The sequence below is a fragment of the Pseudomonas sp. PDM26 genome, assembly GCF_019219185.1.
Taxonomy (GTDB): domain Bacteria; phylum Pseudomonadota; class Gammaproteobacteria; order Pseudomonadales; family Pseudomonadaceae; genus Aquipseudomonas.
The window spans coordinates 116308-135004 of sequence record NZ_JAHUWC010000001.1 but is presented as its reverse complement, the minus strand read 5'-3'; the positions used below and the strand labels follow the sequence as shown (position 1 = coordinate 135004).

The following is an 18697-nucleotide window of genomic DNA, read 5'->3' as shown; positions in this document are numbered from 1 at the left end:
ACCTTTGCTGAACACCAATCACCCTAATACCCCTGATACATTTCATCAATCGGCCTGACGACGCAGGAATGCCGGGATGTCCAGGTAGTCCAGGTCATCTTGCGGATTCATCTTCGCGGCAGCCGCAGCACCGGCCTGGGCCTGGTTACGCATGACGGTCGGACGGTCCAGGTCACGGTAGTTCACCGCTGGAGCTTCATGACGAACAGGGGCCTGTTGTTGTGGCTGTGCAGCCATCGAAGTATGGACGGTGTTGTCGATGACCTTTACAGGCTTCTCGATTTTGGCGCCCAGACCCGTGGCAACGACCGTCACGTGCAGCTCGTCGCGCATGTCCGGATCGATAACGGTACCGACCTTGACCATCGCGTGCTCGGAAGCAAACGCCTCGATGATGCTACCCACGTCGGAGTATTCGCCCAGAGACAGATCGGGACCTGCGGTGATGTTCACCAGGATGCCGCGAGCGCCTTGCAGGTTCACGTCTTCCAGCAGCGGGTTACGAATGGCCGCTTCGGTGGCTTCGCGTGCACGGTTCGGACCGCTGGCGCAGCCAGTGCCCATCATCGCCATGCCCATTTCGCTCATCACGGTACGCACGTCGGCGAAGTCGACGTTGATCATGCCCGGACGCTTGATGATGTCGGAGATACCGCGAACGGCACCGGCCAGTACATCGTCAGCCTTGGCGAAAGCCGACAAGAGGCTTGCGTCTTTACCGAGGATGGTCAGCAGCTTCTCGTTGGGAATGGTGATCAACGAGTCGACGCTTTCAGACAGCAGACGAATACCTTCGTCGGCAATCTGCATGCGCTTGCGGCCTTCGAACGGGAACGGACGAGTCACCACCGCAACGGTGAGAATGCCCATTTCCTTGGCCACTTCGGCGATGATCGGCGCAGCACCGGTACCGGTACCACCGCCCATGCCCGTGGTGATGAACACCATATTGGTGCCCTGCAGGACTTCGGCAATGCGCTCACGATCTTCGAGAGCGGCCTGACGACCTACTTCAGGGTTGGCGCCAGCGCCGAGACCTTTGGTCACACCAGTGCCCAGTTGCAGGATGGTCCGCGCGCCGATGCTTTTCAGCGCTTGGGCATCAGTGTTGGCGCAGATGAATTCAACGCCTTCAATGTTGCTCTTGACCATGTGGTTGACAGCGTTGCCGCCGCCACCGCCGACACCGATAACTTTGATTACCGGGCTTGCGGGGATGTTGTCTACGAGTTCGAACATTTTCCCTCTCCTTTACATTCTCTAGTTTTTTCGCCTACTGCGTGCTTCGGTGTAACGGTAAATCTTCAGAAATTGCCCTGGACCCACTTCTTCAGGCGGTCCAGCAGCGGAGCCTGTGGCTCTTCGTTGCTGTAGCTGTCGCGGCTGCCGATGCCCGAGAACGAGATGCCGTCGGACTGCTTCTGCAGGCCGTACATCAACAGGCCGACGCCGGTGGAATAGATCGGGTTGCGCACCACGTCATCCAGACCTTTCACGCCGTGAGGCACGCCCAGACGCACCGGCATGTGGAAGATTTCCTCGGCCAGTTCGGTAGCGCCTTCCATCTTCGACGTACCGCCGGTCAGCACGATGCCGGCCGGGATCAGATCTTCGTAGCCGCTGCGGCGCAGTTCGGCCTGGATCAGCGTGAACAGTTCGTCGTAGCGCGGCTCGACCACTTCGGCCAGGGCCTGGCGGGACAGCTCGCGTGGTGGACGGTCGCCAACGCTTGGCACCTTGATGGTTTCACCGGCACCGGCCAGTTTGGCCAGGGCGCAGGCGTAGCGAATCTTGATTTCCTCGGCGTACTGGGTCGGAGTGCGCAACGCCATGGCGATGTCGTTGGTCACCTGGTCGCCGGCAATCGGGATTACCGCGGTGTGACGGATCGCGCCTTCGGTGAAGATCGCGATGTCGGTGGTGCCGCCGCCGATGTCCACCAGGCACACGCCCAGCTCTTTCTCGTCATCGGTCAGTACCGAGTACGCGGAAGCCAGTTGCTCGAGAATGATGTCGTCGATTTCCAGGCCACAGCGGCGCACGCATTTTTCAATGTTCTGTGCAGCATTGACGGCGCAGGTGACCACGTGGACCTTGGCTTCCAGACGCACGCCGGACATGCCCAGTGGCTCGCGGACGCCTTCCTGGTTATCGATCACGTAATCCTGCGGCAGGGTGTGCAGCACGCGCTGGTCAGCCGGGATCGCCACGGCCTGGGCCGCGTCGAGTACACGCTCAAGGTCCGCCGAGCTGACTTCGCGATCACGAATCGCCACGATGCCGTGGGAGTTCAGGCTGCGGATGTGATTGCCGGCCACGCCGACGAACGCCGAGTGAATGCGGCAACCCGCCATCAGCTGCGCTTCTTCGATGGCGCGCTGGATCGATTGCACGGTGGATTCGATGTTCACCACCACGCCTTTTTTCAGGCCACGGGACGGATGGGTACCGATCCCGACGATTTCCAGCGTGCCGTCGTCCGCGACCTCGCCCACCAGCGCCACCACCTTGGAGGTGCCGATATCGAGACCGACGATCATTTTGCCGCTTTGCACGTTTGCCATGGGTCCTGCCTCTTCTTAATTCTTCGCGACAGCGGGTTGGGCTGCCGTGGGCGCTACAGGTTCTCGCCAGCCAACAGCGAGGCCGTTGGCGTAGCGCAGATCGATGCGCGCAATGTTCGTAATCTGTTCTTTGAGCGTCTTGTCATAGATGGCGATGAAACGGCGCATCTTTTCCACCTGGTTGCCGCGTCCCAGCAGCAGTTCGATCCCGGGACCCGCGCTGCCGGGGCCGGTGGTCAGGAACCAGCTGCCACGATCACGCAGTTCCAGGCGTGCGATCGAGAAGCCCAGCGGCCTGAGCATCTGGCTCAGCACCTGGTATTGCTGCATCACTTGCTGTTGAGCCCGCTGCGGGCCGAACAGCTGAGGCAAGTGTTCGTAGTTCGCCAGCTCGCGCGGGGTGAAGGCCTGGCCCTGGTTGTTCAACAGCGACTCGTCGCCCCAACGGGCCACCGGCAGTTGTTCTTCCAGGCGGATCACCACTTGATCCGGCCACACCCGGCGCACTTCGGCGTGGGCAATCCATGGCATCGTTTCCAGCTCGGTGCGCATGCTCGCCAGGTCGATGGTGAAGAAGCTCGACGCCACGTACGGGGCGATCCGCTGCTGCACCGCTTGCTGGCTGATGTAACTCAAGTCGCCCTGCACGTTGATTCTGGTGATCGGCCGGTCGGCATACGGCAACAGCCGTGTCGCGCCTTCGTAAGTACCGAACCCCAAAGCCACCAGCACTACCGGCCAGAACAGCGCTTTGAGAAAACCGAAGTTGGCTTTCGGCAGGCGCGCGGACATCGGCTCTTTGGCCACCATTCGGCTGGCACCCCGCGGCACCGGCTTGCGGCCGGGCGATGCGGAGGGCTGATGTCTGAGCTGAGCGCCTTGCATGGCCTTAACCTCTCGTCGACTCTTGGTTACCGGCAGTGTTGCCGGCAACGCTCTCGGCCAGAATGGCCAGTACCAGTTGCTGGAAATCCAGACCGGCGGCACGGGCCGCCATCGGCACCAGGCTGTGATCGGTCATGCCCGGTGCGGTGTTGACTTCCAGGAACCAGAACTGCCCGTCGGCGTCCTGCATCACGTCTGCCCTGCCCCAACCGGCGATACCCAGCGCTTCACAGGCTTTCGCCGTGAGGTCCATGAGTTCCTTTTCCTTGGCGCTGTCCAGACCGCACGGAATGCGGTACTGGGTATCGTTGGCGATGTACTTGGCGTCGTAGTCGTAGAAGCTGTGCGTCGTGCCCAGGGCAATCGGTGGCAACACCTGGTCACGCAGGGTGGCTATGGTGAACTCCGGACCGTGAATCCATTGCTCGACCAGCACTTGCGAATCGTAGGTACTGGCCGCTTTCCATGCGTCGATCAATTCGGACGCGGAACTCACTTTGGCCATACCGATACTTGAACCTTCATGGGCCGGTTTGACGATCAAAGGGAAGCCCAGTTCCGTCGCCGCCGAAATACAATCGGCTTCGCTGCTCAGTACCGCGTGACGCGGGGTCGGAATGCCCAGGCTGTGCCAGACCTGCTTGGTGCGCAGTTTGTCCATGGCCAGCGCCGAAGCCAGGATGCCGCTGCCGGTGTACGGAATGCCCAGGCATTCGAGCAGGCCCTGCATGCTGCCGTCTTCACCGCCACGGCCGTGGAGGATGATGAAGGCGCGGTCGATCTTTTCATTGAGCAGTCGCTGCAGCAGGTCATCGCCCACGTCGAGACCGAACGCGTCCACACCGGCGCTTTGCAGTGCGTCCAGAACGGCGTTACCCGACTTCAGGGAGACCTCACGCTCGGCACTCTTGCCGCCGAACAGCACGGCGACGCGGCCGAAGTCTTTCGGCGCGATCGTGGAGACCAGGTTGGCGTAGGCAGCAGTCATTTCAACTTCCCCTTCTCCGGCGCGGCAACGGCACCGGCGAACAACTCGCTTTTCAACAGTTTTGGTGCAAGACCGCCGATATCGCCGGCGCCCTGGCACAGCAGGATGTCACCGGCGCGCAGCAGCGGCTTGACCACTGGCGCAAGGTCGACACCACGCTCGATGTAGATCGGGTCGAGCTGGCCACGCTGACGGATGCTGTTGCACAGCTTGCGGCTGTCGGCGCCCGGAATCGGCTCTTCGCCGGCCGGGTAGACTTCCATCAGCAGCAGTACGTTGGCGTCGGCCAGCACATTGACGAAATCGTCGTACAGGTCACGGGTGCGGCTGTAACGGTGCGGCTGGTAGACCATCACCAGGCGGCGTTCCGGCCAGCCACCGCGCACGGCCTTGATCACGGCCGCGACTTCGGTCGGGTGGTGACCGTAGTCGTCGACCAGCATCACATTGCCGCCGTCTACCGGCAGTTCGCCGTAGACCTGGAAGCGTCGGCCGACACCCTGGAACCCGGACAGGCCCTGGACGATGGCTTCATCGCTGACGCCTTCGTCGGTGGCGATGCAGATGGTCGCAAGGGCGTTCAATACGTTGTGGTTGCCCGGCATGTTCACCGAAACATCCAGTGGCTCGCGGTCGGGACGCAGTACGGTGAAGAAGGTCTGCATGCCTTGTTGGCGCACATTGATGGCGCGCACGTCGCAGTCTTCGCCGAAGCCGTAGGTAACGGTCGGACGCTTGACCTGCGGGAGGATTTCACGCACCACCGGATCGTCCAGGCACACCACCGCCAGACCGTAAAACGGCAGGTTATGGAGGAATTCGACGAAGGTTTTCTTCAGTTTGTTGAAGTCACCATCGTAGGTCGCCATGTGATCGGCATCGATGTTGGTGACCACGGCCACCAGCGGCTGCAAGTGCAGGAAGCTCGCATCGCTTTCGTCGGCCTCGGCGATCAGGTAGCGGCTGGTGCCGAGCTGGGCATTGGTGCCCGCGGCATTCAGGCGGCCACCGATCACGAACGTCGGGTCCAGGCCACCGGCGGCGAACACCGAAGCGATCAGGCTGGTGGTCGTGGTTTTGCCGTGGGTACCGGCAACGGCGATGCCGTGGCGATAACGCATCAGCTCAGCCAGCATCTCTGCGCGCGGCACCACCGGAATGCGGCGCTCCAGTGCGGTCGCGACTTCCGGGTTGGACGTGTTCACGGCGCTCGACACCACCAGCACATCGGCGGCAGCAGCGTTCTCGGCGCGGTGGCCGATGAAGATCTGCGCCCCAAAGGACTCCAGACGCTCGGTCACTGGCGAAGCCTTCAGGTCGGAACCGGACACTTCATAGCCCAGGTTCAACAACACTTCGGCAATCCCGCACATGCCCACACCGCCGATACCGACGAAGTGGATGCGACGGATACGGCGCATTTCCGGTTGCGGCATGGCTTTCTGACTCTCAACCATGGGCCACCTCCAGGCAGCTGTCGACCACGTTACGGGTGGCATCGGGTTTGGCCAGGCGGCGCGCCGCGGTAGCCATTTCATTGAGTCGTTGTGGTTGCATCAGGACCTCTGTCAGGCGAGCGGCAAGATCCGCTGCGCCAGTCGTTCTTTGCGGCATCAGGAAGGCTGCGCCTTCACGGGCCAAATATTCGGCGTTGCGGGTCTGGTGATCGTCGATGGCATGAGGCAAAGGCACCAGCATCGAGGGCAGACCGGCGGCGGCCAGTTCACTGATGGTCAGCGCGCCTGCGCGACATACCACCAGGTCGGCCCAGCTGTAGGCTTGGGCCATGTCTTTGATGAAGGGCTGCACCTGCGCCTCGACGCCAGCCGCGCGATAGCGCTCTGCAGTCACTTCATCGTGGTTTTTGCCGGCCTGATGGAACACTTCCGGACGCAAATCGACAGCGACTTGCGACAGGGCTTCAGGCAGCAACTTGTTCAACGGTTCTGCGCCCAGGCTTCCGCCCAGGATCAGCAAACGCGCCTTGCGACCGGCCAGGGCAGGTCGCGATGTCTCGAGGAACAGCTCGGTGCGCACCGGATTACCGGTGGTCCGGCGGCTGCTCGACAGGGTAAAGGTGTCGGGGAACGCTTCACAGACTCGGGCGGCCAACGGCACCAGCAACCGATTGGCGGTACCGGCCACGGCGTTCTGCTCGTGAACAATCACCGGCACGCCGGCCAGTTTGGCGGCAACGCCACCAGGACCGGTCACATAACCACCAAAGCCGACCACGCAGACCGGCCGCAGCCGACGAATGATCGCCCGCGCCTGCCAGACCGACTTGAACAACATGAACGGTGCCTTGAGCAGGGACAATTTGCCCTTGCCGCGCAGACCGCTGGCGTTGATCCGATGCAACTCGATACCGGCCGCCGGCACCAGATCGTTCTCGATGCCACGCGGGGTGCCGAGCCAGTGCACGGTATAGCCGCGCGCCTGGAATTCGCGGGCACAGGCCAGCGCCGGGAACACGTGGCCACCGGTGCCGCCGGCCATGATCATGACGTTAGCGCCCATGGTTCGGCTCCTCGGCGAAGTCGCTCTCATGGAACTCCATCTCCTCACTGCCCAGGTGGGTTCGACTTTCCCACTCGATGCGCAGCAACAAGCCGAGACAGGCACAGCAGATCACCAACGAACTACCGCCATAACTGAGGAACGGCAGGGTCAGACCCTTGGTCGGCAGCAGACCGACGTTTACACCAATGTTGATCAGGAACTGACCAATCCACAGGAACGACAGACCGTAGGCGACATAAGCAGCAAAAAACTGCTTGGCCTTTTCAGCCCATAGTCCGATGTACATGCCACGAATACACACGAAGACGAACAATGCCACGGTGCACAGCGAACCCACCGCGCCCAGTTCTTCGGCCAGGACCGAGAATACGAAGTCAGTGTGGGCTTCCGGCAGGTAAAACTGTTTCTGCACGCTGTTGCCCAGGCCAACGCCCAGCCATTCGCCACGGCCGAAAGCAATCAATGCCTGGGACAACTGATAGCCGGCGCCGAACTGGTCGGCCCACGGATCGGCAAAGTTGGTCAGACGCGCCATTCGATACGGCTGCATTTGAATCAACAGCACCACCGCGCCGACGGCCAGCACCACCATCAGGGAAAAACGGAACAGCCCGACGCCGCCAAGGAACAGCATCGCCGCCGCCGCCCCCATCATCACCACGGTGGCACCGAAGTCCGGCTCCATCAGCAGCAGGCCCGCCATCGGCAGCAGCACGATGAACGGTTTGAAGAAGCCCATCCAGCTTTCACGCACTTCCTTCTGGCGACGCACCAGATAACCGGCGAGGTAGATCACCACGAACACCTTGGCGATCTCGGAAGGCTGGACGTTGAAGAAACTGAAGCCGATCCAGCGCATCGAGCCGTTAACCTCACGACCGATTCCCGGGACGATCACCATCACCAGCAAGCCGAACGCACCCAGCAGCATCAACCAGCCCAGGCGTTGCCAGGTGGCAATCGGGATCATCATGGTGACGATGCAGGCACCCAGACCCAGCACCACGTAAATAAGGTGGCGAATCATGTAATACAGGGCGCTGCCAGACTGCACTGCCGCCACTTCGGTCGATGCCGAGGCAATCATGATCAGCCCAAGACCGAGCAGCGTCAGGCAACCGGCAAGCATCGGGAAATCGAGGTCGATACCGCGCCCGGTGATGAGCGGCGATGGATACGGCTTGATGATGCCTTTGAGACTCATGCCAGATCCTCCACGGCTTGGACGAACTGGTGACCACGGTCTTCGTAGTTTTTGAACATGTCAAAACTGGCGCAGGCTGGCGACAGCAGCACCACGTCGCCCGGCTGGGCGGCGGCACGGCATTGCTCGACGGCGTCGACCAGGGAGCCGGCGCGGATCAGCGGTACAGCATCGCCGATGGCTTCGCCGATCTTGTCGGAGTCACGCCCCATCAGCACCACGGCGCGGCAGTTGGCCGCCACCGGATCGCGCAGGTCATTGAACTCGGCACCCTTGCCGTCGCCACCGGCGATCAGCACGATCTTGCCCTCGATGTCCGCACCCAAGCCTTCGATGGCGGCCAGTGCGGCGCCGACGTTGGTGGCCTTGGAGTCGTTGTAATAGGCCACGCCGTCGAGGTCGCGGACCCATTGGCAGCGATGTTCGAGACCGGCGAAGGTACGCAGGCTCGACAGCATGGCATCGAATGGCAGGCCGACCGCATGGCCCAGGGCCAGGGCCGCCAGCGCGTTGGACTGGTTATGGGCACCGCGAATCTTCAATTCGCGCACCGGCATCAGGTTCTGGAACTCGAAGGCCAGGTATTTTTCGCCGTCTTCTTCACGGATACCGAAGGATTTGAAGTCGGGTTTGCTCAGGCCGAAGGTCCAGCATGGCTGCCCTTCTCCCATCAACGGACGACTCAGGGCATCCTGACGATTGACCACGAACTGTCTGGCGCCACGGAAGATCCGGTGCTTGGCCAGGTGATAGGCCGGCAGACCGCTGTAACGGTCCATGTGGTCTTCGCTGATATTGAGCACGGTGGCCACTTCGGCGTTGAGCTGATCGGTGGTTTCCAGCTGGAAACTCGACAACTCCATCACGTACAGCTCGACGTCGTCGCGCAGCAGATCCAGCGCCGGCGTACCGAGGTTGCCGCCGACGGCAACACGCTTGCCCGCCGCAGCAGCCATCTCGCCGACCAGCGTGGTCACGGTACTTTTCGCGTTGGAGCCGCTGATGGCCACGATCGGCGCCTTCGCGTTACGCGCGAACAGTTCGATGTCGCCGGACAATTTCACGCCACGGGCGGCAGCGGCCTGCAGGGCCGGGGTCGCCAGCGCCAGACCGGGGCTGATGTAGAGCTCGTCGGCACGGCACAGGAACTCGACGTCCAGCTCGCCACAACGCACTTCCACGTGCGGATAGTCACGCTTGAGCGTGGCCAGTTCCGGTGGATTTTCCCGCGTATCGGCCACGGCAAACGCCACGCCCCGGTTCGCCAGGAAGCGAACCAGGGACATGCCGCTCTTGCCGAGGCCGACAACGATGCGGAAGTGGTCAGAAGCGATCAGAGACACGAGTTTCTACCTCAGCTTCAGGGTGGCAAGGCCGACCAGCACGAGAATCACGGTGATGATCCAGAAACGGACGATCACGCGTGGCTCGGGCCAGCCCTTGAGTTCAAAGTGGTGGTGAATCGGTGCCATGCGGAATACGCGGCGACCGGTCAGTTTAAAAGAGGCAACCTGAATGACCACTGACAGGGTTTCCATCACGAACACGCCGCCCATGATGAACAGGACGATTTCCTGACGGACGATCACCGCGATGGTGCCCAGGGCCGCGCCCAGCGCCAGTGCGCCGACGTCGCCCATGAAGACTTGTGCCGGATAGGTGTTGAACCAGAGGAAGCCCAGGCCGGCTCCGATCAGTGCGCCACAGAACACGATCAGCTCACCTGCGCCCGGTACGTAAGGGATCAGCAGGTATTCGGCGAATTTCACGTTACCCGACAGGTAGCAGAAAATGCCCAGGCCGCCGCCCACCATCACCGTCGGCATGATCGCCAGGCCGTCGAGGCCATCGGTCAGGTTGACCGCGTTGCTCGAACCGACAATCACGAAATAGGTCAGGACGATGAAGCCGGCGCCCAATGGAATGCTGTAGTCCTTGAGCATCGGCAGGATCAGCGTGGTTTCCACCGGCGTGGCGGCGGTTACATACAGAAAGATCGCTGCGCCCAGACCGAATACCGACTGCCAGAAATACTTCCAGCGACTTGGCAGCCCCCGAGAGTTTTTCTCGATGACCTTGCGGTAGTCGTCGACCCAGCCGATGGCGCCGAACAGCAGGGTCACCAACAGTACGACCCAGACGTAACGGTTGCTCAGGTCAGCCCAAAGCAGGGTGCTGACACCGATGGACGACAGAATCAGTGCGCCGCCCATGGTCGGTGTACCCGATTTGGACAGGTGTGACTGCGGGCCGTCATTGCGAACGGACTGACCGATCTGACGGTTCTGCAGGGTGCGGATCATCCACGGGCCATAGCACAGCGACAAGACCAGCGCGGTCAGTACACCGAGAATCCCGCGCAGGGTCAGGTACTGGAAGACCGCGAAGCCTTTGTAGAACTGTTGCAGATACTCCGCTAGCAGCAGCAGCATTAATGTTTCTCCAGACTGGACCCGCACAAGGCGGCAACGACGTTTTCCATCGCAGCGCTGCGCGACCCCTTGATCAAAATGGTGGTGTTTGTGTCTTGTTCGGCGCCCAGGGCCTTGATCAGCTCAGCCTGCGTGCTGAAGTGAAAAGCCTTTGGACCGAATGCGTTCACGGCGTGAGCCATCATTGGCCCGACGGCGTACAGCGCAGAAACCTTGCCACGGGCGTACTCGCCCACGTCGCGGTGCCCCTGCTCCGCCCATTCGCCCAACTCGCCGATATCCCCGAGCACCAGGACGGTGCGACCGGAAAAGCCGGCCAGTATATCAACGGCAGCGCACATGGAGGTGGGATTGGCGTTGTAAGTGTCATCGATCACGCGCATGCCATTGCTGGCCAATTGCGCAACGGTGCGACCCTTGACCGGTTGCACCGCGCCAAGGCCAGCGGCGATACCGGACAGCGACACACCCAGGGCATGGGCGGCAGCGGCGGCGGCCATGGCATTGGCGACGTTGTGGGTGCCGAGCAGGTTCAGTTGAACGCGCGCCACACCTTCAGGACTGTGCAGGTTGAACGCCGGGCAGCCGCGAGCATCGGTGGCCAGGTCACTGGCATGGAAATCGGCGCTGGCGTTGCTCAACGCAAACGTCAGCACTTTGCGGTCACCGGCGCGCGCTTTCCAGATACCGAATGCCTTGTCGTCAAGATTGAGAACGGCGACGCCATCGGCATCCAGCCCTTCGATAATCTCGCCCTTGGCTTCGACGATTTTTTCCGGACCGCCGAACTCGCCGACGTGGGCGGTCCCGGCGTTATTGAGAACGGCCACATGGGGTTTGGTCATGCTCACGGTGTAGGCAATTTCGCCTAGGCGCGAGGCACCCAGCTCGATCACCGCAGCGGTATGTTCCGGCGCCAGTTCGAGCAGGGTCAGCGGAACGCCAAGGTCGTTGTTCAGGTTCCCACGAGTCGCCAGCACTGCGCCGCGCGTGCGCAGGATGCTCGCAAGCATTTCCTTGACCGTGGTCTTGCCGCTGGAACCGGTAACGGCCGCGACCGGACGGGTGTAGGCGGCGCGATTCAGCGCGCCTAACTGGCCAAGGGCCTGGCGAGTGTCGCTGACCAGCAATTGCGGCAGCGTGCTGTCGGCGACTTCACGCTCGACCAGCGCAGCCACGGCGCCCTTGGCGGCGACTTCATTGAGATAGTCATGACCGTCAAAACGCGGACCGGCCAGGGCAATAAACAGCTGACCCGGCTTGATTGCACGGCTGTCGATACTGACGCCGTCGAAGCTGGCATCGGCAGACACCAGACGAGCATTCAGCGCACCGGTCAGTTCACTCAGTCTCAAGGCCTTAAGCATGGGCCACCTCCCACGCGGTCAAGGCACGACCGGCCTCGACCAGATCGGAAAAGGCATGGCGTTCGCCGTTGATTTCCTGATAGTCCTCGTGACCTTTACCGGCCAGGACAATCACGTCATCCACCGAGGCACCGGCGATCAACCGGGCAATCGCCTGACCGCGACCGGCAACGAACTCCACTTTATCCTCAGCCGTGAAACCGGCGCGGATGTCATCGAAAATCACCGATGGATCTTCAGTGCGCGGATTGTCATCGGTCACCAGTACGCCATCGGCCAGGCGCTCGACCACTTCGGCCATCAATGGACGCTTGCCGCGATCGCGGTCGCCGCCACAGCCGAACAGGCACAGCAACCGGCCCTTGGCGTGTGGACGCAGGGCCAGCAGTACTTTTTCCAGCGCATCCGGGGTGTGGGCGTAGTCGACCACCACCAATGGCTGCGAGCCACCGCCCAGACGCTGCATGCGCCCGGCAGGGCCTTCGAGCGCTGGCAGCACCTTGAGGATTTCGTCCAGTGCGTAATCCAGTCCGAGCAACGCGCCGACCGCCGCCAGGACATTGCTCAGGTTGAAGCGACCGAGCAAGGTGCTGCGCAAGAGGTGCTCGCCCTGTGGCGTGACCAGCGTGGCGCGCACACCTTCGTCGTCGAATTGCGCCTGGCGGCAATACAGGTAGGCGCGGGAATCTTCCAGGCTGTAGGTGATCAATCGCGATTCGAGCTTGTCGGCAGCCAGTTGCCGGCCAAACTCGTCGTCGAGGTTGATCACGCGGCATTTCAAGTCATTCCAGGCAAACAGCTTGCCCTTGGCTTCGCCGTAAGCTTGCATGGTCCCGTGGTAATCCAGGTGATCGCGGGACAGGTTGGTCATCACCGCCACATCGAAGGCCAATGCCGTTACACGGCCCTGGTCCAGGCCATGGGAAGAAACCTCCATCGCCACGGCTTTGGCCCCGGCCTTCTTCAAGTCCGCCAGGGTCGCTTGCACGGCAATCGGATTCGGCGTGGTGTGCAGGCCGCTTTCCAGCGCGCCGTAGAAACCGGAACCGAGTGTGCCGACCAGGCCGCAGTGCTGGCCGAGCAGGTCCAGTGCCTGGGCGACCAATTGCGTCACACTGGTCTTGCCGTTGGTGCCGGTTACGCCCACCAGGTTCAGGTGATGGCTCGGCTCGCCATAAAAACGCCCGGCGATGTCCGACAGTTGAGCCGCCAGGCCCTTGACCGGAATCAGCGGCACTTCGGTGATTGGCAGGATCGTGGCGCCTTCTACTTCATAGGCCACCGCAGCCGCGCCGCGTTGCAAGGCGTCGGCAATATGTGCGCGCCCATCGAACTTCCCGCCCGGGACGGCCAGGAACAGATCACCTGCGCGCACATTACGGCTGTCCAGGGCGAGTTCGCGAATCAGCAGATCGTGGCCGGCGTGAGGGAAAATCTTGTTCAGGCTCAGAGACATCAGCCGCGCCCTCCATTGGCTTTCAGCGGAACGACCGGTGTTGCGTTCGCTTGTTGAGTAGGTGGCAGGTTGTCCGGTGTAATGTTCATCAGGCGCAGGGTGCCCGACATCACGCGGCTGAACACCGGCGCGGAAACCAGGCCACCGAAGTAACCGGCCTTGGTCGGCTCGTCGATCACCACCACGATGGCGTAACGCGGATCGCTCATCGGGCCGAAGCCGGCGAACAGCGAACGGTAGGAATTCTCGGCATAACCTTTGGTGCCGACCGAAGTTTTACGCGCAGTACCAGACTTGCCGCCTACGTGATAGGCCGGCACCTGTGCACGGAACACACCGCGCGGCGCTTCGATCACTTGCTGCAGCATGCCTTGCATGGTTTTCGCGACGGCTTCCGGCAGCACCTGGGTGGTCTGCGGCGCCTTGTCGGTTTTGATCAAAGTCAGCGGTGCAAGGCGACCGTTGTTGGCCAGGGCCGAGAAGGCGTGGACCAACTGGATCGCCGTCACGGAAACACCGTAGCCGTAGGACAGCGTGGCAGTTTCAGCCTTGCGCCAATCGCGGTAGTTCGGCAGGTTGCCGACACGCTCGCCCGGGAAGCCAAGGCCGGTATCCTGGCCAAGACCGACTTTCTGGGCGAGGCGGAAAATCGTCTCGCCACCGATATCGAACGCGATCTTGCTCATGCCGACGTTACTGGAATTGATCAGGATGCCGGCCAGGTCGAGCACTGGACCTTCGCTCTTGGATACGTCCTTGATGGTGTACTTGCCAATCTGCAAGGAGCCCGGATACACCTCGACAGTGTCGCTCGGTTTCCAGCGCCCGGTTTCGATGGCCGCGGCCATCGAAATCGCTTTCATGGTCGAACCCGGCTCGAACACGTCGATCATCGCGCGGTTACGCATCATCGCCGGTTGCAGGTTGCGACGGTTGTTCGGGTTGTAGGTCGGCTGGTTGACCATCGCGAGAATCTCGCCGGTCTTCACGTCCATGATCACCAGGCTGCCGGCCTTGGCGCCGTTCTCGATGATCGCGTTGCGCAATTCGCGGTTGGCCAGGTATTGCAGGCGCAGGTCAATGGACAACGCCAAGGGCTTGCCGGCCTTGGCGTTTTTGGTGACCTGGACATCCTTGATCAGCCGGCCGCGCCGGTCCTTGATCACCTGACGCTTGCCAGGGACCCCGGCCAGCCATTCGTCGTAGGCCAGTTCGACGCCTTCACGACCGTGATCGTCGATGTCGGTAAAACCGACCATATGGGCGGTGACCTCGCCGGCAGGATAAAACCGCCGGAACTCTTCGATGCCGTAGACACCTGGCACCTTCAGGTCGAGCACGGCCTGGCCCTGCTCAGGCGTCAGCCCGCGCACCAGGTAAATGAATTCCTTGTTGGCCTGGGCTTCGAGACGTTCGGCCAGGGCTTTCGGGTCCTGCCCCAAGGCAGCCGCCAGTGCCGGCCACTTCTCTTTGGCCGTTTGCATTTCCTTGGCATTGGCCCAAAGGGTGGTGACCGGAGTACTCACGGCCAAGGGCTCGCCGTTACGGTCGGTGATCAGACCACGGTGAGCCGGAATTGGAATATGACGAACACTGCGGGCATCGCCCTGACCTTTGAGGAAGGCACGGTCCACCACTTGCAAATCGATGATGCGCCAGGCAATCGCGACCACCATGATGCCGAGCAAACCCAGCACCACGCGGAACCGCCAAGGAAAGAGTGCACCTTCGAGTTTCATCATGGCGCCACCATCTTCACGTCAGCGGCACCGGGGATGTGCATTTTCAATTGTTCGGTGGCCAGCACTTCAATACGGCTGTGGGCGGTCCAGGTGCTCTGCTCCAGAATCAACCGGCCCCACTCGGCTTGCGCCTTGTCGCGCACGCTCAATTCGTTGTACAGCGAATTCAATAGCTGACGGTTCCAGTGAGCGCTGTAGGACACGCCAATGGCCGAAATGAGCACGCCGACAAACAGCAGCAGCATGAAGAAGCTTCCGCCGGGCAATGGCTTGGCGAAAAGCTTGCTCACCGCAGCTTCTCCGCCACACGCATGACAGCACTACGGGAACGTGGGTTGGCTTTGAGTTCGGCGTCGGAGGCCGTCTGCGCTTTGCCATGGACTTTGATTTTCGGTTCGAAGGCGACATGCCGAACCGGGAGGTTGCGCGGCAGGTTGTCGGCTTCGCCTTTCACCAGCTTGCGCATGAACAGTTTGACGATACGGTCTTCCAGCGAGTGGAAGCTGATGACGACCAGGCGACCGCCCACTTCCAGGCATTCCAGCGCGGCTTCGAGGCCGGTTTCCAGATCACCCAGTTCGTTGTTGACGTGAATACGCAAGCCCTGGAACGCACGGGTTGCAGGGTTCTTGCCCTTTTCCCACGCCGGGTTGGCGACCTTCAGGACTTCCGCCAGGTCACCGGTGCGCTCAAATGGCTTGATGTCGCGGCGCTCGGCCACTGCTCGGGCCATGCGGCCGGAGAAACGCTCTTCGCCATATTCCTTGAACACCCGCGCGATTTCTTCCACGGGAGCGGTGTTGACGAACTCGGCGGCGCTGATGCCACGGGACGGATCCATGCGCATGTCCAGCGGACCATCATTGAGGAAGCTGAAGCCGCGCTCAGGATCGTCGAGCTGTGGCGAAGACACGCCCAGATCCAGCAGCACGCCGCTGACCTTGCCGGCCAGACCGCGTTCGGCGACTTCCGAACCGAGCTCGGCAAAGCTGCGCTGCACAACGACAAAGCGGCCGTCTTCGGCCGCTAGCGTTTGCCCGGTGGCAATCGCTTGTGGATCTTTATCGAATCCGAGCAACCGACCATCGGGACCGAGCTGACTGAGGATCAACCGGCTGTGTCCGCCGCGTCCGAACGTGCCGTCCAGATAGCAGCCATCAGGACGTACGGCGAGAGCCTCGACGGCTTCGTCAAGCAGTACGGTGATGTGGTTAAAGCCGCTATCAATAGTCACAGGATCAAATCACGCAGTTCATCAGGCATAGCGCCCGGTTGTTGAATGGCAGCCAGGTCAGCGGCAGAAACCGCGTTCCAGGCATCCTCGTCCCACAATTGGAACTTGTTCAGTTGGCCTACCAACATCGCGCGCTTATCCAACCTGGCATATTCACGAAGACGCGGCGGAACCAGAAAACGACCACTGCCATCGAGCTCGAGGTCGACGGCATTACCAATCAGTAAACGTTGCAGGCGACGGTTCTCTTCGCGAAGCGAAGGCAGTGCGCGCAGTTTGGTTTCAATAATTTCCCACTCATCGAGGGGGTAAACACACAAACATGGATCAACGGCATCAATCGTGACGATCAACTGCCCGGAACTCCGCGAATCGAGCTCGTCACGGTACCGGCTCGGCATTGCGAGACGGCCCTTTGCATCGAGACTGATAGCGTTGGCTCCGCGAAACACGTCAGCGCTTCTCCAAATTCTAGCGTTTTGAGTTCAAAAAACCCACTTCATGCCACTTTCCGCCACTTACGCACACTATAGGAATGCCCCCACCACACCGTCAAGGCGCGGATTAAAGGAAAATCCTTACAGAACTGAGATTTAGGAGCATTAACGGAGGGGTAACGAAAATCTGGCAGATGAATCCGCCCGATAACTTGAATCAGCACAGAAGGCTGCGTTATGAAGTTAAAGTAATTTATTAAGAGTAAGATTTTTTTGGTATTACAAAAGAGGTTCTGCGGATGATTGTGTAAGGAGGGAAACCGGTGCTGCGTGGAGTTTATGCGATCACTACAAGCGCGGGCTAATCGATATCACAAAACCGCTTCTCCTGACGACTGTGCAAGGAGGGAAATTGCTACCACCGACACACTCTGCCTAATAACTTACAGCAGAGAGGAGAAAAAAAGGTGGAGAGTCGATCTGTAAGCCGGGTTCTGTCTTGAACAGTCATTCGTCTACGATGGCCATCACTGGACATCTTTAGCAACCTACCCGGTCCCAGCGCGGGCCACGCCTTGGGACCCTATTTGGTCTTGCTCCAAGTGGGGTTTACCTAGCCACGAACTGTTGCCAGACGTGCGGTGCGCTCTTACCGCACCTTTTCACCCTTACCGGCGCCGAAGCGCTTAGGCGGTTATTTTCTGTGGCACTTTCCGTAGGCTCGCGCCTCCCAGGCGTTACCTGGCACTTCGCCCTATGGAGCCCGGACTTTCCTCCCCCCCCTAATTTTCATAGGAGGCAGCGACTGTCCGATCGACTCTCCGCCGCGAAGGTTACCGGCAGAGCGCCCGAAGAACAAGCACCAAGCGCCATAGAGCACGCCTGTGCGTCGGGTTTTACTCGCCTTTCTGCTGATCCAGCGCGATCTGGTACAGCACATTCTTTCGCTCGCCGGTGATTTGCGCCGCCAAAGCCGCCGCACGCTTGAGCGGCATTTCTTCGAGCAACAGGTTGAGGATGCGCATCGCCTCGCTGCTGACGGCACCTTCCTCCTCCGGCGCGGACCAGCCCGCCACCAGCACCACGCACTCGCCGCGCTGCTGGTTGCTGTCCAACTCTACAAACTCGCGCAGCTCAGCCATTGGCAGGCCCTTGAGGGTTTCAAACGTCTTGGTCAACTCACGGGCAAGCAGCGCCGGACGCTCGGGACCGAACACCAGCTCCATGTCTTGCAGGCATTCAAGGATGCGATGCGGAGCCTCGTAGAAGATCAAGGTGCGCGGCTCTTCCTTTACCTGCTCGAGACGCGCCCGCCGCCCCACCGCCTTGGCCGGGAGGAAACCTTCGAAAATGAATCGGTCGGAAGGCAGACCCGCCGCCGACAACGCTGCAATCAACGCGCAGGCACCTGGAACCGGCACTACATTGATGCCTGCTGCCCGAGCCTGCCGGACCAGGTGATAACCCGGATCGGAAATCAGCGGCGTCCCGGCGTCGGAGATCAACGCCACGTTGTCACCGGCAAGCAGGCGAGTGATAAAGCGGCTACCTTCATCCCGCTCGTTGTGCTCATGGCAGGCCGCCAATGGCGTGGCAATGCCGAAGTGTTGCATCAGGCGCTGGGAATGGCGGGTGTCTTCCGCGGCAATCAAGGCCACTTCACGCAGGATCTTCAGCGCCCGCGCACTGATGTCATCCAGGTTGCCGATGGGCGTCGCCACCACATAAAGCGAGCCAGCAGCGGAATTCAAAGCACCTGGAGCAGTCAAAGCGCACACCTCATGATCGGTAAAAGTCGCCATTGTAACGCGTCGCGAGACTCACGATACGCGCAACCAAAGGAGGTCTCGGCGACTATTTGTGCG

General features: G+C 61.1%; 16 protein-coding genes and 1 other RNA gene. All 17 read right to left on the bottom strand.

All coding sequences use genetic code 11. The annotated features are described in order from the left end of the window. Positions 1-45 precede the first annotated feature (45 nt). Positions 46-1239 (bottom strand): cell division protein FtsZ, encoded by a 1194-nt coding sequence (gene ftsZ / locus KW849_RS00670; protein ID WP_108214923.1) that lies wholly within the window; start codon positions 1237-1239, stop codon positions 46-48. A gap of 65 nt (positions 1240-1304) precedes the next feature. Continuing rightward, entirely contained in the window at positions 1305-2564 is a 1260-nt protein-coding gene (gene ftsA / locus KW849_RS00665; RefSeq protein ID WP_007989901.1) for a cell division protein FtsA, read from the bottom strand. Between the two features lie 15 nt (positions 2565-2579). Next, the gene (locus KW849_RS00660) at positions 2580-3449 is read right to left on the bottom strand and encodes a cell division protein FtsQ/DivIB (RefSeq protein WP_218426764.1); all 870 of its coding nucleotides are present in this window, start codon (positions 3447-3449) and stop codon (positions 2580-2582) included. Between the two features lie 4 nt (positions 3450-3453). After that, positions 3454-4437, bottom strand: a complete 984-nt coding sequence (locus tag KW849_RS00655; protein ID WP_218426762.1) for a D-alanine--D-alanine ligase — start codon at positions 4435-4437, stop codon at positions 3454-3456. Next, positions 4434-5894, bottom strand: coding sequence for a UDP-N-acetylmuramate--L-alanine ligase (murC, locus tag KW849_RS00650; protein WP_108214920.1), 1461 nt, complete (start codon positions 5892-5894; stop codon positions 4434-4436). Before murC ends, KW849_RS00655 begins: the two co-directional genes overlap by 4 nt. Beyond that, on the bottom strand, positions 5887-6957 hold the full coding sequence (gene murG / locus KW849_RS00645; RefSeq protein ID WP_218426759.1) for an undecaprenyldiphospho-muramoylpentapeptide beta-N-acetylglucosaminyltransferase: 1071 nt from the start codon (positions 6955-6957) through the stop codon (positions 5887-5889). The genes murC and murG overlap by 8 nt, the downstream gene beginning before the upstream one ends. Next, on the bottom strand, positions 6947-8164 hold the full coding sequence (gene ftsW / locus KW849_RS00640) for a putative lipid II flippase FtsW (protein ID WP_046041925.1): 1218 nt from the start codon (positions 8162-8164) through the stop codon (positions 6947-6949). The genes murG and ftsW overlap by 11 nt, the downstream gene beginning before the upstream one ends. Further along, on the bottom strand, positions 8161-9507 hold the full coding sequence (gene murD, locus KW849_RS00635) for a UDP-N-acetylmuramoyl-L-alanine--D-glutamate ligase (RefSeq protein WP_218426757.1): 1347 nt from the start codon (positions 9505-9507) through the stop codon (positions 8161-8163). Before murD ends, ftsW begins: the two co-directional genes overlap by 4 nt. Positions 9508-9513: 6 nt before the next feature. Continuing rightward, positions 9514-10596 (bottom strand): phospho-N-acetylmuramoyl-pentapeptide-transferase, encoded by a 1083-nt coding sequence (mraY, locus tag KW849_RS00630; protein WP_108214916.1) that lies wholly within the window; start codon positions 10594-10596, stop codon positions 9514-9516. After that, on the bottom strand, positions 10596-11963 hold the full coding sequence (gene murF / locus KW849_RS00625) for a UDP-N-acetylmuramoyl-tripeptide--D-alanyl-D-alanine ligase (protein WP_218426755.1): 1368 nt from the start codon (positions 11961-11963) through the stop codon (positions 10596-10598). The genes mraY and murF overlap by 1 nt, the downstream gene beginning before the upstream one ends. Then, complete coding sequence (locus KW849_RS00620; RefSeq protein ID WP_218426753.1) at positions 11956-13419, bottom strand: UDP-N-acetylmuramoyl-L-alanyl-D-glutamate--2,6-diaminopimelate ligase; 1464 nt, start codon at positions 13417-13419, stop codon at positions 11956-11958. Before KW849_RS00620 ends, murF begins: the two co-directional genes overlap by 8 nt. Next, positions 13419-15158 (bottom strand): penicillin-binding protein 2, encoded by a 1740-nt coding sequence (locus KW849_RS00615; protein WP_218427855.1) that lies wholly within the window; start codon positions 15156-15158, stop codon positions 13419-13421. The genes KW849_RS00620 and KW849_RS00615 overlap by 1 nt, the downstream gene beginning before the upstream one ends. Then, positions 15158-15451: a cell division protein FtsL gene (gene ftsL, locus KW849_RS00610; protein WP_057398001.1), complete on the bottom strand. Its 294-nt coding sequence runs from the start codon at positions 15449-15451 to the stop codon at positions 15158-15160. Before ftsL ends, KW849_RS00615 begins: the two co-directional genes overlap by 1 nt. Continuing rightward, entirely contained in the window at positions 15448-16395 is a 948-nt protein-coding gene (rsmH, locus tag KW849_RS00605; RefSeq protein ID WP_007972589.1) for a 16S rRNA (cytosine(1402)-N(4))-methyltransferase RsmH, read from the bottom strand. The genes ftsL and rsmH overlap by 4 nt, the downstream gene beginning before the upstream one ends. Beyond that, positions 16392-16847, bottom strand: coding sequence for a division/cell wall cluster transcriptional repressor MraZ (mraZ, locus tag KW849_RS00600; protein WP_090286131.1), 456 nt, complete (start codon positions 16845-16847; stop codon positions 16392-16394). Before mraZ ends, rsmH begins: the two co-directional genes overlap by 4 nt. A gap of 452 nt (positions 16848-17299) precedes the next feature. Next, an RNA gene (gene rnpB / locus KW849_RS00595) (RNase P RNA component class A) lies at positions 17300-17653 on the bottom strand. A gap of 75 nt (positions 17654-17728) precedes the next feature. Then, positions 17729-18634, bottom strand: coding sequence for a 16S rRNA (cytidine(1402)-2'-O)-methyltransferase (gene rsmI, locus KW849_RS00590; protein ID WP_218426751.1), 906 nt, complete (start codon positions 18632-18634; stop codon positions 17729-17731). Positions 18635-18697 lie beyond the last annotated feature (63 nt).

Excerpts from the sequence above, each read along its gene's own strand:
- murF (WP_218426755.1), bottom strand. The coding sequence starts at position 11,963 with ATGCTTAAGGCCTTGAGACTGAGTGAACTGACCGGTGCGCTGAATGCT.
- murC (WP_108214920.1), bottom strand. The coding sequence starts at position 5,894 with ATGGTTGAGAGTCAGAAAGCCATGCCGCAACCGGAAATGCGCCGTATC.
- mraY (WP_108214916.1), bottom strand. The coding sequence starts at position 10,596 with ATGCTGCTGCTGCTAGCGGAGTATCTGCAACAGTTCTACAAAGGCTTC.
- KW849_RS00655 (WP_218426762.1), bottom strand. The coding sequence starts at position 4,437 with ATGACTGCTGCCTACGCCAACCTGGTCTCCACGATCGCGCCGAAAGAC.
- KW849_RS00620 (WP_218426753.1), bottom strand. The coding sequence starts at position 13,419 with ATGTCTCTGAGCCTGAACAAGATTTTCCCTCACGCCGGCCACGATCTG.
- ftsA (WP_007989901.1), bottom strand. The coding sequence starts at position 2,564 with ATGGCAAACGTGCAAAGCGGCAAAATGATCGTCGGTCTCGATATCGGC.
- rsmI (WP_218426751.1), bottom strand. The coding sequence starts at position 18,634 with ATGGCGACTTTTACCGATCATGAGGTGTGCGCTTTGACTGCTCCAGGT.
- KW849_RS00660 (WP_218426764.1), bottom strand. The coding sequence starts at position 3,449 with ATGCAAGGCGCTCAGCTCAGACATCAGCCCTCCGCATCGCCCGGCCGC.
- ftsZ (WP_108214923.1), bottom strand. The coding sequence starts at position 1,239 with ATGTTCGAACTCGTAGACAACATCCCCGCAAGCCCGGTAATCAAAGTT.
- ftsW (WP_046041925.1), bottom strand. The coding sequence starts at position 8,164 with ATGAGTCTCAAAGGCATCATCAAGCCGTATCCATCGCCGCTCATCACC.
- KW849_RS00615 (WP_218427855.1), bottom strand. The coding sequence starts at position 15,158 with ATGAAACTCGAAGGTGCACTCTTTCCTTGGCGGTTCCGCGTGGTGCTG.
- murG (WP_218426759.1), bottom strand. The coding sequence starts at position 6,957 with ATGGGCGCTAACGTCATGATCATGGCCGGCGGCACCGGTGGCCACGTG.